The 23,317-nt window shown below is 29.3% G+C and carries 18 protein-coding genes; 1 reads left to right on the top strand and 17 read right to left on the bottom strand.

All coding sequences use genetic code 11. From position 1 onward, the window contains the following. Positions 1-109 precede the first annotated feature (109 nt). The 8 genes from KQI30_RS11810 to KQI30_RS11770 all read right to left on the bottom strand — a co-directional run bounded on the left by KQI30_RS11810 (position 110) and on the right by KQI30_RS11770 (position 9,073). The gene (locus KQI30_RS11810) at positions 110-1,111 is read right to left on the bottom strand and encodes a GHMP family kinase ATP-binding protein (protein WP_216463550.1); all 1,002 of its coding nucleotides are present in this window, start codon (positions 1,109-1,111) and stop codon (positions 110-112) included. Between the two features lie 167 nt (positions 1,112-1,278). After that, positions 1,279-1,746 (bottom strand): glycosyltransferase family 4 protein, encoded by a 468-nt coding sequence (locus KQI30_RS11805; protein ID WP_367397852.1) that lies wholly within the window; start codon positions 1,744-1,746, stop codon positions 1,279-1,281. Positions 1,747-1,910: 164 nt separating this feature from the next. Then, on the bottom strand, positions 1,911-2,555 hold the full coding sequence (locus tag KQI30_RS11800; RefSeq protein ID WP_437177734.1) for a sugar transferase: 645 nt from the start codon (positions 2,553-2,555) through the stop codon (positions 1,911-1,913). A 74-nt stretch (positions 2,556-2,629) separates the two neighbouring features. Next, positions 2,630-3,985, bottom strand: a complete 1,356-nt coding sequence (locus tag KQI30_RS17175; RefSeq protein ID WP_253287490.1) for a polysaccharide biosynthesis tyrosine autokinase — start codon at positions 3,983-3,985, stop codon at positions 2,630-2,632. Between the two features lie 787 nt (positions 3,986-4,772). After that, entirely contained in the window at positions 4,773-6,128 is a 1,356-nt protein-coding gene (locus KQI30_RS11785) for a UDP-glucose dehydrogenase family protein (protein WP_216463548.1), read from the bottom strand. 12 nt (positions 6,129-6,140) lie between these two features. Next, a complete protein-coding gene (locus KQI30_RS11780) occupies positions 6,141-6,800 on the bottom strand; it encodes a sugar transferase (RefSeq protein ID WP_216463546.1) in 660 nt (219 codons plus the stop codon). Between the two features lie 28 nt (positions 6,801-6,828). After that, positions 6,829-8,211 carry a polysaccharide biosynthesis tyrosine autokinase gene (locus tag KQI30_RS17170; RefSeq protein ID WP_253287489.1) on the bottom strand — a complete coding sequence of 461 codons (1,383 nt, stop codon included), beginning with the start codon at positions 8,209-8,211 and terminating at the stop codon, positions 6,829-6,831. 295 nt (positions 8,212-8,506) lie between these two features. Then, on the bottom strand, positions 8,507-9,073 hold the full coding sequence (locus KQI30_RS11770; RefSeq protein ID WP_216463545.1) for a 50S ribosomal protein L25: 567 nt from the start codon (positions 9,071-9,073) through the stop codon (positions 8,507-8,509). A 156-nt stretch (positions 9,074-9,229) separates the two neighbouring features. Between KQI30_RS11770 and KQI30_RS11765 the strand changes: the two genes are divergently transcribed. After that, complete coding sequence (locus KQI30_RS11765) at positions 9,230-10,699, top strand: aminotransferase class I/II-fold pyridoxal phosphate-dependent enzyme (RefSeq protein ID WP_216463543.1); 1,470 nt, start codon at positions 9,230-9,232, stop codon at positions 10,697-10,699. 183 nt (positions 10,700-10,882) lie between these two features. On the opposite strand, the gene KQI30_RS11760 is transcribed toward KQI30_RS11765, so the two are convergent. The 9 genes from KQI30_RS11760 to KQI30_RS11720 form a co-directional block, all read right to left on the bottom strand. Beyond that, positions 10,883-11,770 carry an IS1/IS1595 family N-terminal zinc-binding domain-containing protein gene (locus KQI30_RS11760; RefSeq protein ID WP_216463542.1) on the bottom strand — a complete coding sequence of 296 codons (888 nt, stop codon included), beginning with the start codon at positions 11,768-11,770 and terminating at the stop codon, positions 10,883-10,885. Positions 11,771-11,982: 212 nt separating this feature from the next. After that, positions 11,983-14,889 carry an insulinase family protein gene (locus KQI30_RS11755; RefSeq protein ID WP_253287488.1) on the bottom strand — a complete coding sequence of 969 codons (2,907 nt, stop codon included), beginning with the start codon at positions 14,887-14,889 and terminating at the stop codon, positions 11,983-11,985. A gap of 303 nt (positions 14,890-15,192) precedes the next feature. Continuing rightward, positions 15,193-15,627 (bottom strand): DUF523 domain-containing protein, encoded by a 435-nt coding sequence (locus KQI30_RS11750; protein WP_216463538.1) that lies wholly within the window; start codon positions 15,625-15,627, stop codon positions 15,193-15,195. A gap of 6 nt (positions 15,628-15,633) precedes the next feature. Continuing rightward, entirely contained in the window at positions 15,634-17,973 is a 2,340-nt protein-coding gene (locus tag KQI30_RS11745; protein ID WP_216463553.1) for an endonuclease MutS2, read from the bottom strand. A 302-nt stretch (positions 17,974-18,275) separates the two neighbouring features. Further along, positions 18,276-20,612 carry a U32 family peptidase gene (locus tag KQI30_RS11740; RefSeq protein ID WP_216463537.1) on the bottom strand — a complete coding sequence of 779 codons (2,337 nt, stop codon included), beginning with the start codon at positions 20,610-20,612 and terminating at the stop codon, positions 18,276-18,278. 53 nt (positions 20,613-20,665) lie between these two features. After that, positions 20,666-21,799 carry a cell division protein ZapA gene (gene zapA / locus KQI30_RS11735; protein ID WP_216463536.1) on the bottom strand — a complete coding sequence of 378 codons (1,134 nt, stop codon included), beginning with the start codon at positions 21,797-21,799 and terminating at the stop codon, positions 20,666-20,668. Between the two features lie 180 nt (positions 21,800-21,979). After that, positions 21,980-22,375 (bottom strand): DUF1284 domain-containing protein, encoded by a 396-nt coding sequence (locus tag KQI30_RS11730; RefSeq protein ID WP_216463535.1) that lies wholly within the window; start codon positions 22,373-22,375, stop codon positions 21,980-21,982. After that, positions 22,362-22,904 carry a biotin transporter BioY gene (locus KQI30_RS11725; protein WP_216463533.1) on the bottom strand — a complete coding sequence of 181 codons (543 nt, stop codon included), beginning with the start codon at positions 22,902-22,904 and terminating at the stop codon, positions 22,362-22,364. Before KQI30_RS11725 ends, KQI30_RS11730 begins: the two co-directional genes overlap by 14 nt. Positions 22,905-23,166: 262 nt before the next feature. Continuing rightward, the gene (locus tag KQI30_RS11720) at positions 23,167-23,280 is read right to left on the bottom strand and encodes a PD-(D/E)XK nuclease family transposase (RefSeq protein ID WP_216463531.1); all 114 of its coding nucleotides are present in this window, start codon (positions 23,278-23,280) and stop codon (positions 23,167-23,169) included. Between the last annotated feature and the right edge of the window lie 37 nt (positions 23,281-23,317).

Below are 23,317 nucleotides of genomic sequence, written 5' to 3'. Positions count from 1 at the left end.
CATTAAAGGTCTTTTTGTCATGCTTAAATTTAAATTATTTCTTTAATTTACTACCTTAAATTTTCAAAATGGTAGTGTTTTTTGTTATATTATTTTTTCATAGCAAACTTTACACTATCGGAACATAAGTTTCCGGACTATAATGAATAACTCGAGTTCCTCCATCCTCAAATTCAAAAGGAATATGCATTAAATCACTCATAGCATTTATCACTGCTTCTTGTTTCTCAGGTTGTACATAGAACACTAAGAAACCTCCTCCACCAGCACCAAGTAATTTTCCACCTAATGCGCCAGCTTGAATTCCTTTTTCATAGTATTTATCAATATCACTTGTAGATATAGCTGAGCCGGTTTGTTTCTTTAATTTCCATGTGTAATCTAATAATCTACCAAATTCATCCAAATCTGTATTTTTATCAATTAAAATATTCTCTGCTTTATCTACCAAAGAAAGCATTTCTTTTAGTTGAACCTTCTTTTCTTCTGCAGTTACATTGTTCTTTTTTTGAACATCTGAAGAAAATCTAACAAAACCTGTAAAAAACATCATCAAATTATTATTTAATTGTTTCTTTCTTTCTGGACTAATAATAATTGGTAACACTTCATATCCATCTGGTCCAAAATTAATTCGATTAAATCCACCAAAAGATGCTGCGATTTGATCTTGCCATCCTCCAGCTTCTTCGCATAATACTCTTTCAAGATAAATAGCTTCATCTGCTAATTTCTTTTTATCCGCATATTTTCCTTTTAATGCATAAAAAGCATTTAACATTCCTACGGCGAAAGAACTACTTGTTCCTAAACCTGATCTAGCAGGTAAATCTGCCTCGTATGTTAATCTCAACTCATGCATATCAAGAAATTTCATAGCATTGCGAATAGCAGGATGTTGAATATCATCAACAGAGGTAACTCTTTCTGTTTTTGAATATGATAATTCAGTAGAATAATCAAAAAAACGTGGTAAATGCCTTACATTTACATAACAATATTTATCAAATGTAGTAGATATTACCGATCCTCCATTTTCAGTAAAGAACGATTCCATATCTGTTCCTCCCCCGAAAAATGACATTCTAAATGGTGTTTTTGTGATAATCATTACTTTAATTTCCTTTCTTTATATTTTTAATTCTCAAATTAATTAATTAACATAATTCATCTCTCAATGATTCATCTTGGACGAAGATAAACTATATCCACAAGCTTTACCTGTATATACGTCTATTTCGCTCATAATCATTGAATAGTAGTTCTAATTTATGCTTGCTAAGCGAATATACCGTAGTTACGGGCATATATACCTGACAAGGCAATTATATCTATCTGTCCATGGACAGTAGCAATACATCTCTTACCTAACAATTTTGGAATCCATAACATGGCACATGGTCCTTCTGCATGAAAGTGAACTACATCATACTTTCCAAACGCTGCTGCAACTGCTGCAAAAATCGAAGATGACATAGCAGCCAGACCTTTAGCTTCAATGGTGGGAACTGATTTGATTTTTACATTTTTATATTCTTTTAGATTTTCAGTTGTATTATCAAACTCTTTACCACTCACATGATGTCCTCTTCTGTTATAACAGGTTACATCATATCCTAAAGCTGCCATTCGAGTACTTAGTTCTTCAACAACTATCTCAATCCCACCCTGACGACTAGGAATTGATTTGTGTCCTAAAAATGTCAAGCGGATACAACCGTTATTTTCTTTATCACTTTTTTCCACTCTATGAATCCTCCATTATTCTCAATTACTTTCTAATTTATATATCATTTAAGTACTAACTCAATGAATAATTTCATATTCAAAGCATTCATTCAGTCACTTCCTGTAATTCATAAATTTCCCCTTACAGTGCATAATTCTATGTATTAATAACAAACTCTTCTCTACGATGCATTCTTATCTCCAAACAATACAAAAAACGTCTTAAATATAAGCTTTATATCTACTAAGAAGCTTCTCTCTTCTACATACTTTATATCAAGCTTCATCCAATCTTCAAAATCTATATTATTTCTTCCTGAAACTTGCCAAAAGCAAGTAAGACCCGGCTTTACCTCAAGACGTTTTTTCATCCACGGTTTGAATTTTTTCACTTCTTTAGGAAGACTTGGTCTTGGCCCAACAAGAGACATATCTCCCTTAAGAACATTTACAAGTTGTGGTAATTCATCGATACTGGTTTTTCTTATAAATTTTCCAACCCTTGTTACTCTAGGATCATCCTTCATCTTAAACATAGGGCCAGACATCTCATTACTTTTCATAAGATCTTTCTTTAGCTTTTCAGCATCTTCTACCATACTTCTAAGCTTATACATCTTAAACGCTTTTCCTTTTAACCCTATTCTTTTCTGCGAAAATATAATAGGGCCTTTTGACTCTAACTTTATTGCTATAGTCACTATAAGTAAAATAGGGCTTAATAATACTAGTCCTACAATAGATCCTACAATGTCTATAACTCTTTTAGAAAATAAATAAATTATACTAACTTTCCTATCTTCATTTTCCAAGTTATCATTTACCATATCCATCTATTTAATGCCCCCCATTTTAAACTTTTGTTAACTTAATAAAAACCTCTTCCCAAAACCCTCAATACCTATTCACCATAATAATAATATGTCTTATTTTTTCTATCTTCTGCTCCATTTAAAATTCCACCAATAACATTGGCATTTACCTTACTAAGTAAATTTAATGCATTTTCTGTTGATTCCTTTTTAGTTTCTCCAGCTTTTATTACAAGTAATGTTCCATCTGCTCTATTACTTAATATTTGTGCATCAGCAACAGCTTGTACAGGAGGAGTATCTAAAATAATATAATCAACTACTTCTTTTAATCTATCTAATAATTCCTTCATCGTATTTGACCCAAGCATCTCTGAAGGATTTGGTGGTATTTTCCCCGCTGTTAATATAAGTAAATTCTTGTTGTATTTATGAGCAGCTTCCATTATATCTACCCTTCCTATAAGAACATCTGAAAGCCCTTTTTCATTTGAAATGTGGAATTTCTTGTGTACTGTAGGTTTTCTCATATCACAATCAATAAGAATAACCTTAGCTTCACCTTCTGCCAGAGCAAGAGCTAAGTTTCCAGTAGTCGTTGATTTTCCTTCTCCTGGCACGGAACTAGTTACTACCATAACTCTATGCTTTTCATCAAAAGATGAATATTGTATATTGGTTTTAAGTGTTCTGTAACTTTCTGCTACCACAGCTTTTGGATCATCTTCAACTACAAAAAATTTCTTTCCTGGCTTAGTGCTATTACTCATTTGAGGTATAACACCCATAACAGGAATATTTAAAGTTCCTTCTACAGACTCTTTTGTTTTAAAAGTATTATCAAGATATTCTAATAAAAATGTTACCCCTACTCCTATCATAAGACCTAGAAGAAAAGCGATTGCAATATTCATAGTCTTATTAGGTGCTACTGGATCTTTCGGTACTCTTACCTCTCTTATAACTTTTACATTTCCATTAGGAACTAATTCATTTGCTTGAAAAATAAATTCATTAATTATTCCTTTTAAAATTTCTGCTGTTTCTTTAGGTTTTTTCCCCTTAAGACTCACTTCTAAAATCTGAGTATCAGTTAAAGGATTTACTGTTAATGAACCTAAGATTTCATCTGCTGTCATAGTTGTATTTACTTCTCTTATTGCTTTTTCTATAAGTTCATCATTTTTAATCATCTCTGCATATGTTTTTAATAACTTTTGATACATTTGTATATCATTATTATCATATGTAGAATTTTGTGTTTCCTCTTTTCCTATAAATAACTTTGTACTAGCTTCATACGTTGGCTTTATAACAAAAAAACTTAAAACTCCCGCCACTACTGAACATAACAAAGTTATTGCGACTATCATTTTCCATCTCTTTTGTAATGCTTCTATAATTTCAGAAATGCTAATTTCCTTCTCTAGTATTTCCTGTTCCAAATTTTTCACTCCTCCGATTATATTTTCCTTAAAAGTATTTTATTGCTACTATTAAGTTTTTAATCCTTTTTACGACAATGACATTATAGCATAATCACAAAGAGTTTTTGACTTGGAATTTTCTTCTTGTATTTTTTTTCAAACTCCATTTTTTTATTTTTATTTATAAAATTAAAATATTTTTTTAACTTATGTAACAATATTAAAGTACTGTAATATATTTATAATAATATTTAAAATACTATTATCTAACTTTAAAGATATTGTGTCTTTCATTAGTTTTTTAGATTTTATTGTCGACATTTTTTCTAAAATACTAAACTCATATTTCATGAAAAAATTAAAAAAATATTTTCACAAGAACTTTTTATTACTTATATCTTTTTTATTTGCTCTTACAAATTTATATGTAATTTTTAATATATTTACTATTATATTTTTTTCAAAACTAATCCATATTTTTTATTATTATCAATAATATTTAATAAAATATAAAGAGATTTTAAATTAATCGATAATATTTATTCTTTACCATTTATCGACCTCCTCTTCTTAACTTTTGTATATTTTGTATATTTTGTAATTTATAGATATTATATCACCTCATTATAGTTTTGTATATAATAACAATTTACCTTATATTTATATATTACATTCAGTTTTTTAACTCTTTTTTAATTATTAATATTTCATTTTAAAAACAAATGTATTTATATGTATTTTTATTTGTTTTTTTATTATGGTATCCTAATTTTATTTACATTATTAAATTTTCATGATAAAAATATCAGTTCCCACCTTCAAAAAAATTTTTTTTCATCAAATTTTTCTTAATAAAATTATTAATAGTTTTACGACCTATTGAATAATAATACACACTCTTTTCACATATATCATTAAGATCAAAACAATTTCGTCCATCAAATATAATAGGTGTTTTCATCTCTTTTATAAAAATATCTATATCAATATTTTTAACTTCTTCCCATTCAGTAAATATAAACACCATATCTGCATCTTTTATAGATTCTTCAATAGACTCAGCATAAGTTATTTCATCGGGATATATTTTCTTAAAGTTATTTTCACCTACTGGATCATAGGCAATAATCTTTGCCCCTTCATCTAACATTCTTCTTATATTAGGAATAGAAGGTGCCTCTCTTAAATCATCTGTTCCCGGTTTAAAAGTTAACCCTAATATTGCAACCCTCTTATTCTTTAAACTACCAAAAAACTCTTTTGCCTTTCTAAACAACTTATACTTCTGATTCTCATTTACCTCTATAGTTGCTTTTATAGTTTTAACTTCATATCCATGATCATTAGCTAACCAATGTAATGCCTTTGTATCCTTAGGAAAACATGAACCACCATAACCAATACCAGCATTTAAAAACTTATTTCCTATTCTTGAATCATAACTCATTCCTTTTGCAACATCTTCTATATCAGCGCCTACAATTTCACAAACATTTGCCATTTCGTTTATAAAAGAAATCTTAAGGGCTAAAAAATCATTAGAAGCATATTTAATCATTTCTGCACTTCTTCTATTTGTAACTACTATTGGTTGATTAAACCTCTTATATATATTCATTAATATATTTTTAGCATTTTCACTCTCTACACCAATTACTATTCTACTAGCATAAAGTGTATCTTTAACTGCAGTTCCCTGTGCTAAAAATTCCGGGTTTGAAGCCACTTCAACCTGAATATTATTTTCTACATTTTCTCGCAAAAATTCTTCTACTCTATCATTAGTACCTATAGGTACTGTTGATTTAACTACTACTAAACAATCCTTTGTTATATTTTTTGCGATTTGTCCACATACTGAAAATACATAGTCTAAATTTGCAGATCCATCACTCCTCTCAGGAGTGCCAACACCTATAAAAACTACATCTGCTTTTCTGTAAGCCTCTTCATAATCTGTGGTAAAATCTAAATTCCCATTTGCATAATTTTTCTCCAATAAATCACTAAGCCCTGGCTCATATATTGGAGATATCCCTTTTTTCATTATACCTATCTTTTTTTCATCAACATCAACACAAATAACTTTATGACCTACTTCTGCAAGACAAGCTCCTGTTACTAATCCAACATAACCAGTTCCCGCTACCACAATATCCATACAAACCCCTCTTTACGATGCATTTTTATCACCAAATAAAACAAAAAATGTTTTAATTATTAATTTAATATCAACTAAGATACTTCTTGTTTCAACATATTTAATGTCTAACAACATCCACCTATAAAAATCTATATTATTCCTTCCCATCACTTGCCAATAACATGTAAGTCCCGGTTTTACCATAAGTCTTTTTTTCATCCACGGCTCAAATTCTAAAACCTCTTCAATTAAACTTGGTCTTGGTCCAACTAAACTCATTTCTCCCTTTAAGACATTTAACAATTGAGGCAGTTCATCAATACTTGTTTTTCTTATAAACCTTCCCACCTTCGTAATTCTAGGATCATCTTTAATTTTAAACATCGGTCCTGACATTTCATTCTCTTCCATCAATTTTCCCTTTAACTCTTCAGCATTTGCAACCATACTGCGAAGCTTGTACATCTTAAATACTCTTCCATTCATTCCTATTCTATTTTGCGAGAATATAATAGGTCCTTTAGATTCTATTTTTATCAAAATTCCTACAATAATTAATAAAGGACTCAAAATAATTAATCCTACCAAAGATCCCGTAATATCTATAACTCTTTTAATAAACAAATATATCTTCGAGGTTTTAACTTCTATAGCATCAGACTCAACAGTTTCCAATACTGTCTTTTCCATTTCCCCTCATCTCCTTATATACTTTTTACTAACTGACCTTGTGCCTTTTTTTCTTTTTATCTTCATCATAATACTGATATATCATCGACATTCTTTCTTCTTCTGTTGCATTTAATACAATCCCTATTATTTTTCCTCTTACCTTATTTAATAAATTTAAAGTATCCTGAATAACACTTATTTTTGTTGCTCCAGCTTTAATAACCACCAAAGTTCCATCAGCCTTAGCACTTAAAATCTGTGCATCCGCCACAGCTTCTACTGGCGCTGTATCTAAAATAATATAATCACAATTCTCGCTTAACTCTTCTATTAATAATTCCATAGCATTAGAATTCAAAAGTTCTGACGGATTTGGTGCTATCCTTCCCGCTGGAATCATAAGTAATGTCTCTTTAATAGCAATAACAACATCTTTTAAACTAGCATTATTAACCAACACATCAGTAAGTCCTTTAGAATTGCTAACATTAAAAACTTTATGCAAAGTAGCTCTTCTTATATCACAATCAATTAGTACAACTCTATTTCCCCAAGCTGCTAAGGATAAAGCTAAATTTCCAGAAATCGTTGTCTTTCCTTCACCTTTCTGAGAACTTGTTACTACTATAGTCTTACATCTTGTATCAACAGAAGAATATTGAATATTTGTAACCATAGTTCTATAACATTCTGCCTCTTGTGACCTCGGTTCCTCTATCATAACTAATTGTTCTCTTTTCCTCTGATACTTCGGAATTACCCCAAGAACAGGTAGTTTAAGATTTCTTTCTACTTCATCTTTATTTTTATAAGTATTATTCATATACTCTATAAGAAATACTATTGCCATTCCACTTACTAATCCCATCAAAACCCCTACTGAAATATTCATTTTCTTATTAGGTGAAATAGGCGCTTCTGCATCTTTAACATGCCTAATAACTTTTATATTTCCATTAGGCACCATCTCTTTAGATTTTTTTATAAATTCTTTCGTTACGCTTTCCAATACAATTGCTAAATCATCCTTATTTTTTCCTTTAAGTTTTACCTGTAAAATTTGCGTATCATTTATCGGTTCAACAGTAATTGATTTCATTACATCATCCACCGTCATATCTGAATCCACATTATCTAATGCAGTTCCAACTAAATCCTCTGTTTTTAAAATTTCTGCATAAGTAAGTAATAGTTTTTGATACATTTGAACATCATTGCTATCGTAATTCACCTCTGCATCTTTCCCAATAAAAACTTTCGTATAAACTTCATATACAGGATCAATAAAGAAAAATGTAATGACAGTAATAAATATCGTAAAAGATATTGTAGTTGCAAATATAATTTTCCATCTCTTTTTTAACGCAAAAATAATTTCTGAAAAACTAATTTCATTGGAAAACTCCTCTGATACCTTAACTCCCTCCATCCACTCACATCCTTTACCTACTTTTCTATATATTTACATATATTTCTTTTTTATTATATCATATTTTTATTTATTTTTGTAATTTATATTTAACTCTTTAATTTATAAATTCTGTTTTATGTATTTTCTTCAATATTTTGTATTTTACATTTAAATTTATTATATTTTTTTAATTCTACTCAAAAATATTTTTACACAAATATAAAATACACTTTATTTTTTTGTTATTATTAATAAATTTCTATTTTATATATGTCGATAAAAAAAATGTTGTCTATTAAGACAACATTTTTATTTACTCTGCACTCTCTTTCTCTTCTTCAACTGCATTTCCTTTATATAATATAACTGCTAAAACAGAGTTTCCATCTTCCGCTAAAGAAATTTCACCACCAAACTCTACATCACTACCAGTTATAGTTTCACCATATTTTAATTTTGATACATCAATACTAATTGATGATGGAATTGCACTAGCAGGACCTTTTACTTTTAATTTTTCTTTTTCCTTTACAACAACACCACCAATAGATTCCACTACCCCCTCACCAATAAAGTTTAATGGTACTTCACTAGTTACTTCATCATTTGCTGCAATTTGTTCTAAATCAATATGTATAATCTTTCTTGTAACAGGATCTTTTTGAACTTCCTTAACTATGGCAGTGAATTCTTCATTTCCATAATGAACATTACATATACCTGATGAACCTTCTCTAGCTAATTCTGAAGCAAGCTCCATCTCTGAAATTTCAAATAAAGTATTTTTAATTTTTTCTCCGTATAATACTCCTGGTAGCAACCCCTTACGTCTTAATGAATTATTACTACCTTCTCTATTATTTATATTTAAATTTTTCACAATTATCCCCTCCTATTAATGTATTTTTAACATTAATAAAGTATTTTATTCATATTACATTTTATTACTTTGAAATTATTGTAATAAGCCTGTTAATAACTTATAATTAATATGCTAATTTAATAAAACACTTATTGTTAAAGGAAGGTGGAGGATATGTATAAATTGGAGCAAAATAAAACTCCTTTATTCGATGCATTAATGTCTTATGTTAATAATGAAACTATACCATTTCATGTACCTGGTCATAAAAAAGGTATCGGTATAGACGAAGATTTTAAAAAATTTATGGGAGAAAATCCTTTTAAAATAGACGTAACTGTCTTTAAAAGTGTAGATTCTCTTCATCACCCAAAAGGTGCAATAAAAGAAGCTCAAATTCTTGCAGCCGATGCATATGGTGCCGATGCAACATTCTTCTCAGTTCATGGTACATCTGGGGCGATACAAGCTATGATAATGTCTGTAGTATCTGACGGAGACAAGATAATTATTCCAAGAAATGTTCATAAATCTATAACAACCGGAATAATCTTAGCTGGGGCTATCCCTGTTTATATGACTCCTGAATTTGATAAAAATTTAGGAATCGCTCACGGTGTTACTAAAGCTACTGTAGAAGAAACACTTAAGAATAACCCCGATGCAAAAGCTGTGTTAATAATAAATCCAACATATTATGGAGTAGCTACTGAAATTAAGGCAATAGCTAATGTAGTTCACTCTTATAATATTCCACTAATAGTTGACGAAGCTCACGGACCACACTTGGTATTTTCAGAAAAACTTCCAATTAGCGCTCTAGAAGCCGGTGCCGATATATGTGCCCAATCAACACATAAAATAATAGGAGCCATGACACAAGTATCACTACTTCACGTAAAATCAAAACTTGTAGATACTAATAAAGTAAAACAAATGTTATCTTTACTACAAACTACATCACCATCTTATATATTAATGGCATCCTTAGACACTTCAAGACGACAAATAGCACTACATGGAAAAGAATTATTAAAATATACAATAGAATTATATACTTATGCAAGAAATGAAATTAACAAAATACCAGGTTTATATTCTTTCGGCAATGAATTATTAGGAAAACCAGGAGTGTTTGCACTAGACCCAACAAAACTAACTATATCTTGTAGAGAATTAGGTATAACCGGCGATGAACTTGAAAAAATATTAGCAACAAAATACCACATCCAAATGGAACTTTCAGATTTTTATAACGTACTTGCTGTAGGATCATTTGGTGATACTAAGAAAAATATAGATTCACTAATATCAGCATTGAAAGAAATAAGCACAGAATTTTACGGCAAAAAATCACCACTACAAGGTTTTTCCGATATCCCTGACATCCCAGAAAGTAAATTAACACCACGACAAGCTTTTTATAGCACAAAAACTCCTATAAAACTTGAAGATTCAATAGGAAAAATCAGCGGCGAATTTTTAATGGCATATCCACCAGGAATACCAATACTTTGCCCTGGAGAAGTGATAACTAAAGAAATAATCAATTATGTAAATCAATTAAAAAGTACAGGCCTTTACGTTCAAGGTACTGAAGACCCTGAAGTTGAATTTATAAAAGTAGTTTCTGATTCTTTATAAAAAATAATTTTTAGGAAGGTATATTTCGCCTTCCCTTTTTTATGCCGGCAGGCTGTTTACGAATATTAGCCCTTATAATAGATATGGTTTTGGCAAAATACAGGGAAGTTTATTATGTTTGTTCGCTACATATATCATTCTGTTCTAATTAAGTAGTGTTTTTTGTAATTATTATGCATCTAATTACCATATACCTGAAAAAACTTTCTCTGTCCCATAAATATATTGCCTTGTCTCCTTATACATCTTATTATTAACATAGTAAATTCTAAACCAATTAAAATAATTCAAAATATATCGGAAAGATATTCCCCAAAATCCACTTATCCAAGATCTCATATCCCTTTCATATATAAAAAGTTCTGAATTTGCCTCTACTCTAGTAACTTCATCTACACACTTCTTAGCATAGGACTTAATAACATTATTTCCATAAACACCAACCTTTTTAACATTGCTAAAAATCATATCTAACCTTCTTTTTAAAGATAATCTTGACAAAGGATACTTATCAAAAGGTAAAAATTCTATAGTATTGTCATTATTTTTAGTAAATAAGAAAAAAACTTTTTCGCCTAATTTCAAAGTAATATTTTCTTTTTCTACATTCATTAATGCAGATTCCTTCTCCTTTTTAGAATTTTGCACATAGATTCTTACCATAACATCAACATCATTATAAAGAGATTTTCTTTTAAAAAATTTGAGATAATAACTAAGGATTTTATGTCTCCAAGAAAATGATGTATTTTGAGAAATTTCCATCTTTTCAGCACACTCCCTTATGGTATTTCCAATCCACATATTTTCAAAATATCCAGTCCATATCTCATTATTCTTTCTACTTCTATAAAAAGGTGTGCCAATAGTCTCCACAAACCTTTTTTCGCAAGATTTACAATAAAAAATTTGAGCATTATTACTTTTAACTTTCCCATATTTAATAATATTATTTTCATTACAATGAGGACAAACTTTAATTGTGGTAATCTCTTCACTCATATTATTGATATATCCTAATGTTGAATAATACTTTGATTTTTCTGTTAATAATATTGGATTGCTATGCATAATCTTACCTCCAGAACATGTTTTCTAAATTCTTGACATATTCTAAAAAAAATATGCATTGTATTTTATTACTTATATTCCATATTATTAAACTTACCACCACTTAACTGCAACAGATGACCCTATGCGCTTTCACATACCCACACCACATTCCCTTACTAATAATAACAAAAGGCACCAGCAAGCAAATACTCACCAATGCCTTTTTATAATTATTTAATTAATGGTTCTATAGAATTAAACTCATCAGCACTATCTTTAATCTTTTTCTCATTACCAATAACACAAAGATTATTATCCTCCATAACCTTTTTAATATCCTCGCTATGTGCTCTAATATCCTCTACAGTTGTTGATAATATTTCTTCTCTTTCCTTTTGAATCTCTTCATAAGTAAGTCTCTTTAAGTAATTAGCCTGTGCCTTTTCACCCATAGCAGCCGGTGTTAATGGCGCATCTATCTCTGCAATAGTACCTATAATATATTTTTTCATTTCATCATCTGTAGCATCAAAGTTTTTAATATATTCATAAGCATTATCATACACATCGATAGTAGTATTTAAGTTTGGATCTCTATAAGATGTAAAGAATAAGTTTCCGCTTCTTCCTATAGATGCAAAACATCCATAAGCTCCACCCATTACTCTAATCTTATTCCATAAGTAGTCTAATGAAAGTACTGATTTAAGCACTGCAGCAGAACCATTATAATTATCTATTTTACCAGCCTTAGCTACATATTGAACTGTTCCTGATGTAGTAAATCCTTCATTATCTCCTTCTAAGTCTAGCTTATAATCCTTAGGAACAAACTTTTTATCTCCTAGTGAATTATAGAAAACATCTACTTCTTTTCTAAATACCTTTTCTTCTTCTTCACCACAAGTTAATAATATATATATATTATCTTTATTGAATATTTCACTTCTTAATTGTTCCATTTTATTTTTAAATCCATCAAAATCATTATCTATATCTTCACTTAGTTTACATAAGAATAAGTAGAATGAATATCCACTATTTCTTTCAAGATATCTATGATTTTTATTAACATAAGATAATGCTCTTGTAGCCGCAATAACATGGCTTCTTGAATTTAAACTAGATTCTATTCTAGATTTTAATTCAAAAATAATTTCCTTTACCCTATTTTTATCTTCAAATGATGAATTTAATATTACCTCATCCATTAATTCTAATAGCTTCTTAACATTAGCTTCAGTTGCTTTCCCCTTAACAGACATATATGGTAAAAAGTCCTTATCATCATCATTATAGAAAATCGCAGATGAACCACATTCTATACCACCTGTATAGAAATCAATTTCCTTTGCTAATTCTTCATAAGTATAGTTTTTAGTATTAACTCTAGTTAATAATCTAGCCAATATAGGAATATAACTAATATCTTCTTCTGCTACTGACTTAGTATTGAATAAAAATGTTGGATATAATATTTTATTTGTAAATATATTAGAATATAGATAAGTATTATCATTGTATTTACCCACTGTTAATGGTAACTTTTCTGCATTTTTATCTATATCACTAAGTTCTAATGTTGGTATAACTTTTAGCGCTTCTGGTGAATCTGGTGTCTCTTGTTTTTTCTTTAATAATTCTGTATTTTTTATGATATTATCAATAGTTTCTTTATCCATTGATGCTTTTATTTTTTGAAGTTTATCATGAAGTGCTTTAGTTTCCTCTTCTTCTAATCCCTTTTTCGGACTAACTACCATTAATGTTGCAAATTTATTATCTAAAAATGCTTCTTTAACCAATTCTTCATAATAATTTGTATTTATTTTTTTTCTTAATTCTTTAAGATCATCTTCATAAACTAAATATCTTAATGGATCACCATCGTATATCCAAGAATCATTAATAACCATTGAGTATATTACTCCCTTTGGATAACGATCAAAATCTCCCTCTCTTAAATAAAATTCTTTTTTATTTAATGCTGCTTCAAGAAATTTTTTGTCTACTCCTTCGTCAACAACTTTTTGGAAAACTTCCATGATAACATTTTTTATTTCATCTTTTCTATTTTCGTCCACATTCTTAGCTATTATCGAAAATACTGGCTGTGCTATACCTTTATCAAAAGATCCATATATATCTTCGCATAGTCCCTTTTCTAATAATGCTTTTTTAAGTGGTGAACCTTGTGCATCTATAAGTACGTATTCTAATACTTCATAAGCTAAATTTTTTGTAACATCAGCTGTGCTTGATACTGCAAAATTATATGTGAAGAAACTTTTATTTTTATCATCATCTTCTTTAGAAATTGAATAATACTCTTGCAATTCTTTAACTTCCTTAAATGGCTTTTGCATTTTTATTTTAGAATCAATTTCTTTTCTGCTAAACTTACTTAAGTATTCGTTATGAAGGAATTCCAATCTTTCATTAATATCTATATCTCCATATAAAACTATATATGCGTTGCTTGGGTGATAATACTTCTTATGAAAGTTAATAAACTCTTCTTGTGTAAGGTTTGGTATATCTTTTGGATTTCCTCCTGAATCTACACCATAGATAGTGTCTGGTAATAGACCTCTACATATTTTTCTATATACCATGGAATCTGGTGATGAATATACACCTTTCATTTCATTATAAACTACACCTTTATATTTAAGCTCATCTTCAGGATTTTCTAATTCATAATGCCATCCTTCTTGCATAAGTATAGTTTCATCTTTATATATATTAGGAAAAAATACCGCATCTAAGTATACTGCCATTAGATTCTTAAAGTCTTTGTCATTCCTACTTGCAACAGGGTACATTGTCTTATCTGGATATGTCATTGCATTTAAAAATGTATTCAATGATCCTTTTATCATTTCAACAAATGGTTCTTTTACAGGATATTTTTCTGATCCGCATAAAACAGAGTGTTCTAATATATGTGCAACTCCTGTTGAATTTTCCGGTGTTGTTCTAAATGTTATAGAAAATGTCTTATTATCATCATCATTTTTTAATATTAATATTTTTGCACCAGTTCCGTTATGCTCTAATGAATAGGCTTCGCTATTTATCTCTTCAACTTTTGTTTCTTCAACTATTGTATAATTAGGGTTTAAATTATTAACCATCGTCATTCCTCCTCCACTTTAATGTCCTTTTATGTATGTATCTTATGTTTTAGTTTTTCTTATTACTAAAATTAATATTCTATTATTATTGTAACTATAACGCAAAATATTTTCCACTATTTAACACTAAGTTCATATATATTTGTGTTTTTCAATTTTTAGGATGTGGTGTAGGGTATGTGTTTGTTTTCTGATATTAGAACCTGTTCTAATTAAGTGGTGGTAAATGTGTAAATATTCATAAAATGCCAAATACATACTTTTACCACCACTTAACTGCAACAGACTAATATATAAAATTTTTTATATACTACTTACTCTTATACCATTTTTTATCATCAATGCTGTAGTAACACCAACACCATCTATTAAGGTACCAGAAAAGCTTCCATCATAAATCTTTCCATTACCGCAAGAAGGGCTCTTGCTTTTAAAAATTACTTCCTTAACATTTAGCTTTTTAGCTATTTCTAGCACCTTCTCTGCTCCTGCAATAAAAGCTACTGTATTATCATCACCATCTTTAGAAATCACTTTGGCTCGTCCTTCAAGAACATCAAAACCATCCCCGCCAACAATCTCATGTGGTATACGAGGTGTACCTAGTCCACCCATAATCTCTGGGCAGACTGGTATAGCATCACCTTCATTAACAATCTTTAATACAGTTTCATCATAATTATTTCCACCACTATATTTACAATTTACACCGCAAAGGCACATACTTACTAATTTCATATATCCCTATTTTAATGTTACTACTGTAACACCATTTCCTCCCTCAGAATATTCACCATCACGGAATTTCTTTACATGTGGGTGATTTCTAAGCATTGCTAATATAGCAGTTTTAAGAGCACCTGTGCCTTTACCATGAATAATTGTTACCTCTTCAAGACCAGCTACAAAAGCCTCATCAAGATACATATCTGTTCTATATTTACCTTCTTCTCCATCTAAGCCCCTTATATCCAGACTTGTGCTAACAGATTTCAAATTAAGCTTAACCTCTCTCTTTGCAGCCTTCTTTTCTGTTTTAGTTACAGTTGCTGCTTGTAAATCGCTATATTTTGAAGTAATTTTCATAATTCCTGCTTGAACTACAGCCTCTTGCTTTTTATCATCGAAACTTAACACAACACCTTTTGCATTTAATGATATTATCTTAACTTCTTGACCCTCTGACACTTTTGTCAATCCGCCACCTTGAACTTTCTTAGCAGTTTCCATCTTTTCAGCCTTATCCTTAAGAGCCTTACGTTTCTTTTCCATCTCATGTCTCATATTAGATGTAATACCATGGCGCTCCATTTCTCTCATTTCCTTAAGAATCTTGTCTGCCTCTTCCTTCGCCTCTTCTATAATCTTCTTAGCCTTTTCTTTTCCTGCTTCAACAGATTTTTCTCTTACTTCATCTATTCTATCTAACTTAGATTTATATTTTTCATATAAATCCTTAGCTTCATTTCTTAAAACTTCATTTTCCCTTGAAAGCTTTTCAGCCTCCATAGTCTTTTCACTAAGACTTCTTATAAGATCCTCGAATTCTAATGTATCCTTTGCTATATTTTCTCTAGCAAACTTTATTATATTATCTGACAAACCAAGCTTTCTCGAAATTTCAAAAGCGTTAGATTTACCCGGTATACCCATTAATAATCTGTAAGTAGGTCTAAGTGTTGCCACATCAAATTCTACTGACGCATTTTCTACACCTTCTGTATTTAAACCATACTTCTTTAACTCTGAATAATGTGTTGTAGATATTATGCTACATCCTCTACTTCTTAATTCCTCTAATACTGATATAGCAAGAGCTGACCCCTCTGTTGGATCTGTTCCTGATCCCAATTCATCAAATAATACTAAAGAATTTTTCTTAGCTTTATTTAATATTGAGATTATATTAGTCATATGAGCTGAGAATGTTGATAAACTTTGTTCAATACTTTGCTCATCACCAATATCTGCATAAATTCCATCAAAAACATTAATAACACTACCTTGATACGCTGGAATCATCATTCCACTAAGCGCCATTACATGAAGAAGTCCAACAGTTTTTAATGTTACAGTTTTACCACCAGTATTAGGTCCTGTAATAACTATAGTAGTAAAGTTTTCACCACAATTAATATCTAAAGGTACCACCTTATCACTAGGAATTAGCGGATGTCTACCTTGAATTATATTATATATACCATCAGAATTAATTTCCGGTATTATCCCTTCTATTTCTAATCCATATGCCCCTTTAGCAAATATAAAATCTAAATCTGATATTATTTCTCTATTTAATTTAAGAGCTTTTACATTTTTATTAATATCTCTAGATATCTCATTTAAGATTCTTTCTATCTCAGCTATTTCTTTAAGCTTTAATTCTTTTATCTCATTATTTAATGTAACTAACTCCATTGGTTCAATAAATACTGTAGATCCTGTTGATGATACATCGTGCACTAATCCTTTTACAGTACTTTTATATTCTACTTTTACAGGTAAAACATATCTATCTCCTCTTACTGTATATATGTTTTCCATTAAGTATTTTGAATAGTTTCTAACCATAGAACCTACTCTTTCTTTTATCTCTATTCCTTTTTCTCTAAGGTTTCTTCTTATTGCACCTAATGCTCTTGATGCATTATCAGAAATTTCATCTTCATCAATAATGCATTGTTCTATCTTGTCTTCTAACCACTTGATTGTCATTATATTTACAGCACTGTCTCTTAATGAATTTTCATCTATATCATCACTATTTAAATATGCTTCTATCTCTCTTGCTGTTCTAAGTGATCTTCCCACTATTAATATTTCTTTTGCATTAAGCTCTCCGCCTTTTTCTGCTCTGCTTAATACTTCTTTAAGTCCTTTATCTGAATATATAGGAGCTCTACCTTTTTTTACTACATATGTATATGCTTCCTTTGTTTCTTTTAATGCTCTATTCACTTCATATTCATTATCAAAAGGCATTAATGTTCTTGCCATTTCTTTACCTTTTTCAGTATTTGAATATGATACTAACTTATCTAGTATCTTCTGAACTTCAAGTATTTTAAAGGTTCTTTCTTCCATTGCCATATCATCTCCTTATAAATACAATACATTATTACTTTAGTGCTTGTAAATATTTAGTTTTCTAAATGTTAGTTATATATATTATCTATAATTTTCCTTATCAGTTGGGTTTGTAGTGTTTTTCTCATATTAACACCTGTTCTAGTTAAGTAGTGGTGGACAAGTCACTATCCTTCGCTTTTTATATTGTTTGCTCATATTAGCCCCTGTTCTAGTTAAGTGGTGGTGGACAAGCCACCTCCACTTCCTAAGAGTTGCATATCACTCTATAAGACAAACATTATATTCCTACACTAATTCTATTGAACCCCTCTTTTATATTGTCCTTTTGTAAACTTTTCTTCACCTTCAATATTATTTCCAGATAATATTGCCTCTACTATATGTTGAACTCTATTTTCATCTTCATCAACAAAATCTACTCTGAAATTAGAAATATTAATACCTTTAAGTTCCTTAATATTATCAACTAAATTAATAGGATGACTATTATAAATATGACTTCTACAGAACTTATCTGTTTTAACTCTAAAATCTTCCTTCAATCTATCTCTTAAAATGAAATCACCTTTTTCACAAGCTATATTACATCCTTTAACTTCACATTTTCCACCGAAAGTAGCACCAATTGGACAATACTCTGAAATCATACTTTCAACTTTACCATATATATATACATACGGTGTTAATGGAGTACCTTTTGATATATCTTTTAATTCATTTTTATTTAATTCTACTGATAATGTTACTCCATCCACCATAGATTCTAAGAAGTCTATAGAATATTTATTAAATAAGTTTCCTTTATAATCAAAGATTATAGATGTTCTATTGTGAAACTCACTAGTTATTCCAAAGTTTGATGTTATTAAACCTTTAATCTTATCAAGATTTTGCTCAATATATGCTGATACCATTTTGTATTCTTCTTTTATTATTGTAGGCATCCTTAAATATAAATTTAAATCCTCTGGAATTTCTGAAAAATCTATATTTGTTCCTCTCATAAAAGGATTAATAGCAATATCCCTTGCGCCACCTTTATATGCGCCCTTAAGTTGCTTAAGATTTTGTACTATTACTAATACTGATGGTAATTCTTTAATATTCTTAGTTTCTCTATTTAAATCTAACTTTTCTACTAATGCTCTATCTACTTTAACCCAGTCAATTATCTCCTCTATCAATGTTCTTCTTAAATTATTTAAGGCTGATATTGCCATAAAACCTTCTTCATATTCTGAGAAAGTTATGTTACTTACCTCAAATGGAGTATTTCCTGTTTTCTTTAGATTTTCCTCGATATTTTCTTTAAATAGTGGTCGTTTTAATGGTGTCTGAACTTCTTCACCATAAACTTCAAAGGTTTTACCTCTAAATGAAGTAGTTATCTTCATTTTTTCACCAATCTTAAAATACACATTAAGATCTAATGGATTTCTTTTTAAATACTTTGTCTTAAATGTACTTTCATAAGATTTTAATAACTTAACATCAGCAGTTTTATATATTTTTTCGCCTTTTTTAAATTTACCTTCTTTTAATTTAGCTACGTCTCCCATATAGGCTTCTTCTACATTTTTTCCTTTAACAGTTATAGAAGAAATAGTGAAGCCTTCTTCACCAAAACGTATTCCATCACCTATTACTATATTTTCTTTTAATAATACTTCATTACTGCTTACAGCTTCTCCTATTACAATACCGGTATTTCGTGGAAATTTGAAGCTCATCATATCTGCTCCAACATTTTTAAATAAATATCCTTTAGAAAAACCTTCTCTGTTGAAAAGTTTAGCAAGATTTTTCATGGCATTATCATAGTCAAAAGATTCACCTGCATAATAAGCGTCGATAGCTTTTCTATATATAGATACTACACCAGCAACATATTCTGGCTTTTTCATTCTACCTTCTATTTTTAATGATGCAGTACCACTTTCAATAATTTCACCTATATTTTCAATAAAAGCTAAGTCTTTTGGTGATAATAAATATCCTTCTGTTTCTTCGCCATTTCTTTCGTTTATTAGCTTATAATTTTGTCTACAACTTTGAGCACATTTTCCTCTATTGCCAGAACGTCCTCCAATCATTGAACTCATAAGGCATTGTCCTGAATATGATACGCATAATGCACCATGAACAAATATTTCGGTTTCTATTCCAAGGTCTTTAGAGATATGCTCTATCTCCTTTAATGTACATTCTCTAGCAAGAACTATTCTTTTAAATCCAAGATCATTTAATAGCTTTGCCCCTTCTCCATTGTGAATAGATATTTGTGTTGATCCATGTAGTTCAATATCTTTAAAGTTCTTTCTTATTAGATAAGCTAATCCAAGGTCCTGTACTATAACACCATCGACACCTATAGATTGAAGAAAATTAACATATTCTACAGCTTCCTTCATTTCTTTATCTTTAATTAATGTGTTTATTGTTACATATATTTTTACACCATTTAAGTGACAATATAAAACTGCCTCTTTCATCTCTTCTTCTCCAAAGTTTGAAGCGTAAGCCCTAGCTGAAAACTTACTTCCCCCTAAATAAACAGCATCACATCCACTATTAACTGCTGCATAAAGACTCTCTAAACTTCCTGCTGGTGCTAATAATTCTATTTTTTCCATATTTCTTTCTCCTATTTAAAAACGTAGCAATAAATTGCTACGTTTCTTCTTAATTATTTAAACATCTTATTGCTATTTTTCTTCAAAGTAGCAATAGTTATTTGTGAATCTAAATATTTCTTTTCTAAATCCATAACTTTGTACTTTGTAGACTGTAATGAAAACTTCAATTCCTTATTTCTAGAAAGTAATTTTTCATTTTCATTTTTTATCTTTTTACTTTCTACTTCTAATATTTCAAATTGAGCTTTTAAATTAGCTGCATCTTTTTCTACGGCTTCTCTTAATGCATTAGCTTGATCTAAAGGCTCTTGTTTTGAATCCTTTTCCATTCTAGAAATTTTCATATTTAAACTATTTATCATCTTAGTGTCATTTTCTATCTTAACTTCTGCTTCTTTTAATTTTTCCTTAGTTTCATTAAGTTTTTTATTACATTCTCTTAAGTTCTTATTTGTATCCTCAACAGTTTGATTTGAATATTGAACTTTTCTATCTGCTGCCTCAAGTTGTCTAGTAGTTTCTTCTAACTTGCCTTTTGTATCCTCTAATTGACCCATGCAAGTTTTTAATTCATTCTGAATTTCCGTAGCTTTATTTCTTGCTTTTTCTAAGTCCTTTTGTGAAGATTGTAAGTCTGTATTTACCTTCTTCAATTTTACTATTTCCTTATTTGCTACTTCTAATTCCTTAATTTTTGCTTCTTTTTCTTTTATTACATTTGTTTTTTCTTCTTTTACTTTATTAGTGTAATTTTGTGCACTACTATACTTTTCTTTTAATGTAGCATATTTTTTATCTAACTCTATGTAACTATTTCTTAAATCATCTAATTCTTTTTTTATCTCTTCAGTATTTTCTAAAGCTGCTTTTTTAGCTTCTTCTTCTAACTCAGTTACTTTTGATTGTAATTCACTTATTTTTTCATTATAGCTTTTTTGTGAAGATTTTAAAATAGAGTTTTTATCCTCTAACTCGGCAATATACTTGTCCCACTTAAACAATTCATCAGCTATATTCATAGAAGCTAATACAGATGCATCGGTAGATGAAAGTTTAGAATTTTTGTCTAAGATCATCTGTACTTTCTTGTCCACATATGCAGCTACACTTTGTAAATATTCCTCTTTCTCTTCACCCTTTAATGTATATTCTACCCCGTTTACTTTTACAACTACCTTATTCATCTCAAAACACCTCTTAAGTATTGTTTATGCTTATATTCTATCATATTATATACGTAAACCTCAATTATATAAGCTTAACTTATAAATATTTTTGCAAACATTTTTATATTATAGATAAAAATAAAAAAGTATATTAGATATTAGTCCAAAATTTAGTAATAATATCCAATATACTCCATCTTAAATATTTTTAGGTAATACTTTGTTGCAAAGTTTTTTAAAATAACATTGTCCACAAACTTCTGATATATCTTGTAATTCACTAAATGTGGGCTTTATCTCTTCCACTAATTCCTTATATGTATCTATAAATTTTCGTTCTAATTGAAAATATTTTTTCACATTATTATCCTTTTCCCTAATAGAATCCTCTCCTGAGCAATATTCCCCTACTCTATTAGGACACACTTTGCAGATATCATCGCATTTATCTACAAATCTAATATTAATATTCGGATTTTCATTGAAAACCTTAATAATCTTTTCAATATTTTTTGAAAACCTTTCATTATAGCCATGTCCGGAATAAGTATGCATACACATTATATGATGATACCTTAACTTAATTTCTTTCATATAAATGCCCTTTCACTAGTGCTTTGTTTATAGCCACTGATATAAAAGCTGCAACAACTCCCTTCATAATATCAAAAACAACAAATGGTGCAACACCAGAAAGTATTGCTTGATATATACCTAATTTACATGAAATTGCAAGCCAAATTGTTCCTATCAAATAACAAGGTATCAAAGAAATTATCATATATATTGTTAAAAACAATACATTTTCTTTCTTAAACTTTTCAATACACCAAGCTATTAAATAAATCATTATAGGATAAACTATAAGGTATCCCCCTGTAGGTCCTATTATTGATGATACTCCCGCTCCAAATCCTGTGAACATAGGTATTCCAACAGTTCCTAATAAAATATAAATTATTCCTACTATAAATCCTTGTTTCTTTTCTAATACAGCACCTGTTATAAAAATACCTACAATTGCTCCGGTAATTGGCACTGGTTGTATAGGTATAGTTATTTGCGCACATACAGAAATTAGTGCTGTAAATAATGCTATTAATGTAATATCCTTAACCTTCATTACTCTCTTCTCCTTATTTTACATTTTTATTTTATTATACCAATTTTATCTACATTGTCAACCATAATCAAAATGCAGTTGACAATGTAGAGCGCACTTTGTATGTTTTTTTATTACATCTTCGTCTGTTCTAGATAAGTAGTGGTAATAACCTCTAATTAAACTAATTTTGTTAACTAAAAGAGCTGTACATATTTTTTATATGAAACAGTTCTCTAATATTTAAACATTAAATTTCTTCTTTAATTTTTTTATTCAATATTTATTCTAAAAGTGATATTAGCAAATCTGAATTTTTAGGGTTTCCAAAAATTCTTTTAAATACATAATCATTTTTAAGTTTCATTGAAAGCTGATCATCTTTTATTTCATCCACTAAAGTTTTCTTCTAACTTTAATTTTATTATTAGTAT

It is taken from the genome of Clostridium bornimense (genome assembly GCF_018917145.1).
In the GTDB taxonomy this organism is placed as follows: Bacteria; Bacillota; Clostridia; order Clostridiales; family Clostridiaceae; genus Clostridium_AN; species Clostridium_AN bornimense_A.
Note: the sequence above shows the minus strand (reverse complement) of the source record. Positions and strands in the feature narration are given on the sequence as shown.

Bases quoted from the DNA above. Each gene is read 5' to 3' on its own strand.
- KQI30_RS11745 (WP_216463553.1), bottom strand. From the start codon at position 17,973: ATGGAAGAAAGAACCTTTAAAATACTTGAAGTTCAGAAGATACTAGAT.
- KQI30_RS11740 (WP_216463537.1), bottom strand. From the start codon at position 20,612: ATGGAAAAAATAGAATTATTAGCACCAGCAGGAAGTTTAGAGAGTCTT.
- KQI30_RS11755 (WP_253287488.1), bottom strand. From the start codon at position 14,889: ATGGTTAATAATTTAAACCCTAATTATACAATAGTTGAAGAAACAAAA.
- KQI30_RS11750 (WP_216463538.1), bottom strand. From the start codon at position 15,627: ATGAAATTAGTAAGTATGTGCCTTTGCGGTGTAAATTGTAAATATAGT.
- KQI30_RS11800 (WP_437177734.1), bottom strand. From the start codon at position 2,555: ATGGTAAATGATAACTTGGAAAATGAAGATAGGAAAGTTAGTATAATT.
- KQI30_RS11780 (WP_216463546.1), bottom strand. From the start codon at position 6,800: ATGGAAAAGACAGTATTGGAAACTGTTGAGTCTGATGCTATAGAAGTT.
- KQI30_RS11810 (WP_216463550.1), bottom strand. From the start codon at position 1,111: ATGATTATCACAAAAACACCATTTAGAATGTCATTTTTCGGGGGAGGA.
- KQI30_RS11785 (WP_216463548.1), bottom strand. From the start codon at position 6,128: ATGGATATTGTGGTAGCGGGAACTGGTTATGTTGGATTAGTAACAGGA.
- zapA (WP_216463536.1), bottom strand. From the start codon at position 21,799: ATGAATAAGGTAGTTGTAAAAGTAAACGGGGTAGAATATACATTAAAG.
- KQI30_RS11730 (WP_216463535.1), bottom strand. From the start codon at position 22,375: ATGAAAGAAATTAAGTTAAGGTATCATCATATAATGTGTATGCATACT.
- KQI30_RS11765 (WP_216463543.1), top strand. From the start codon at position 9,230: ATGTATAAATTGGAGCAAAATAAAACTCCTTTATTCGATGCATTAATG.
- KQI30_RS17170 (WP_253287489.1), bottom strand. From the start codon at position 8,211: ATGGAGGGAGTTAAGGTATCAGAGGAGTTTTCCAATGAAATTAGTTTT.
- KQI30_RS11760 (WP_216463542.1), bottom strand. From the start codon at position 11,770: ATGCATAGCAATCCAATATTATTAACAGAAAAATCAAAGTATTATTCA.
- KQI30_RS11725 (WP_216463533.1), bottom strand. From the start codon at position 22,904: ATGAAGGTTAAGGATATTACATTAATAGCATTATTTACAGCACTAATT.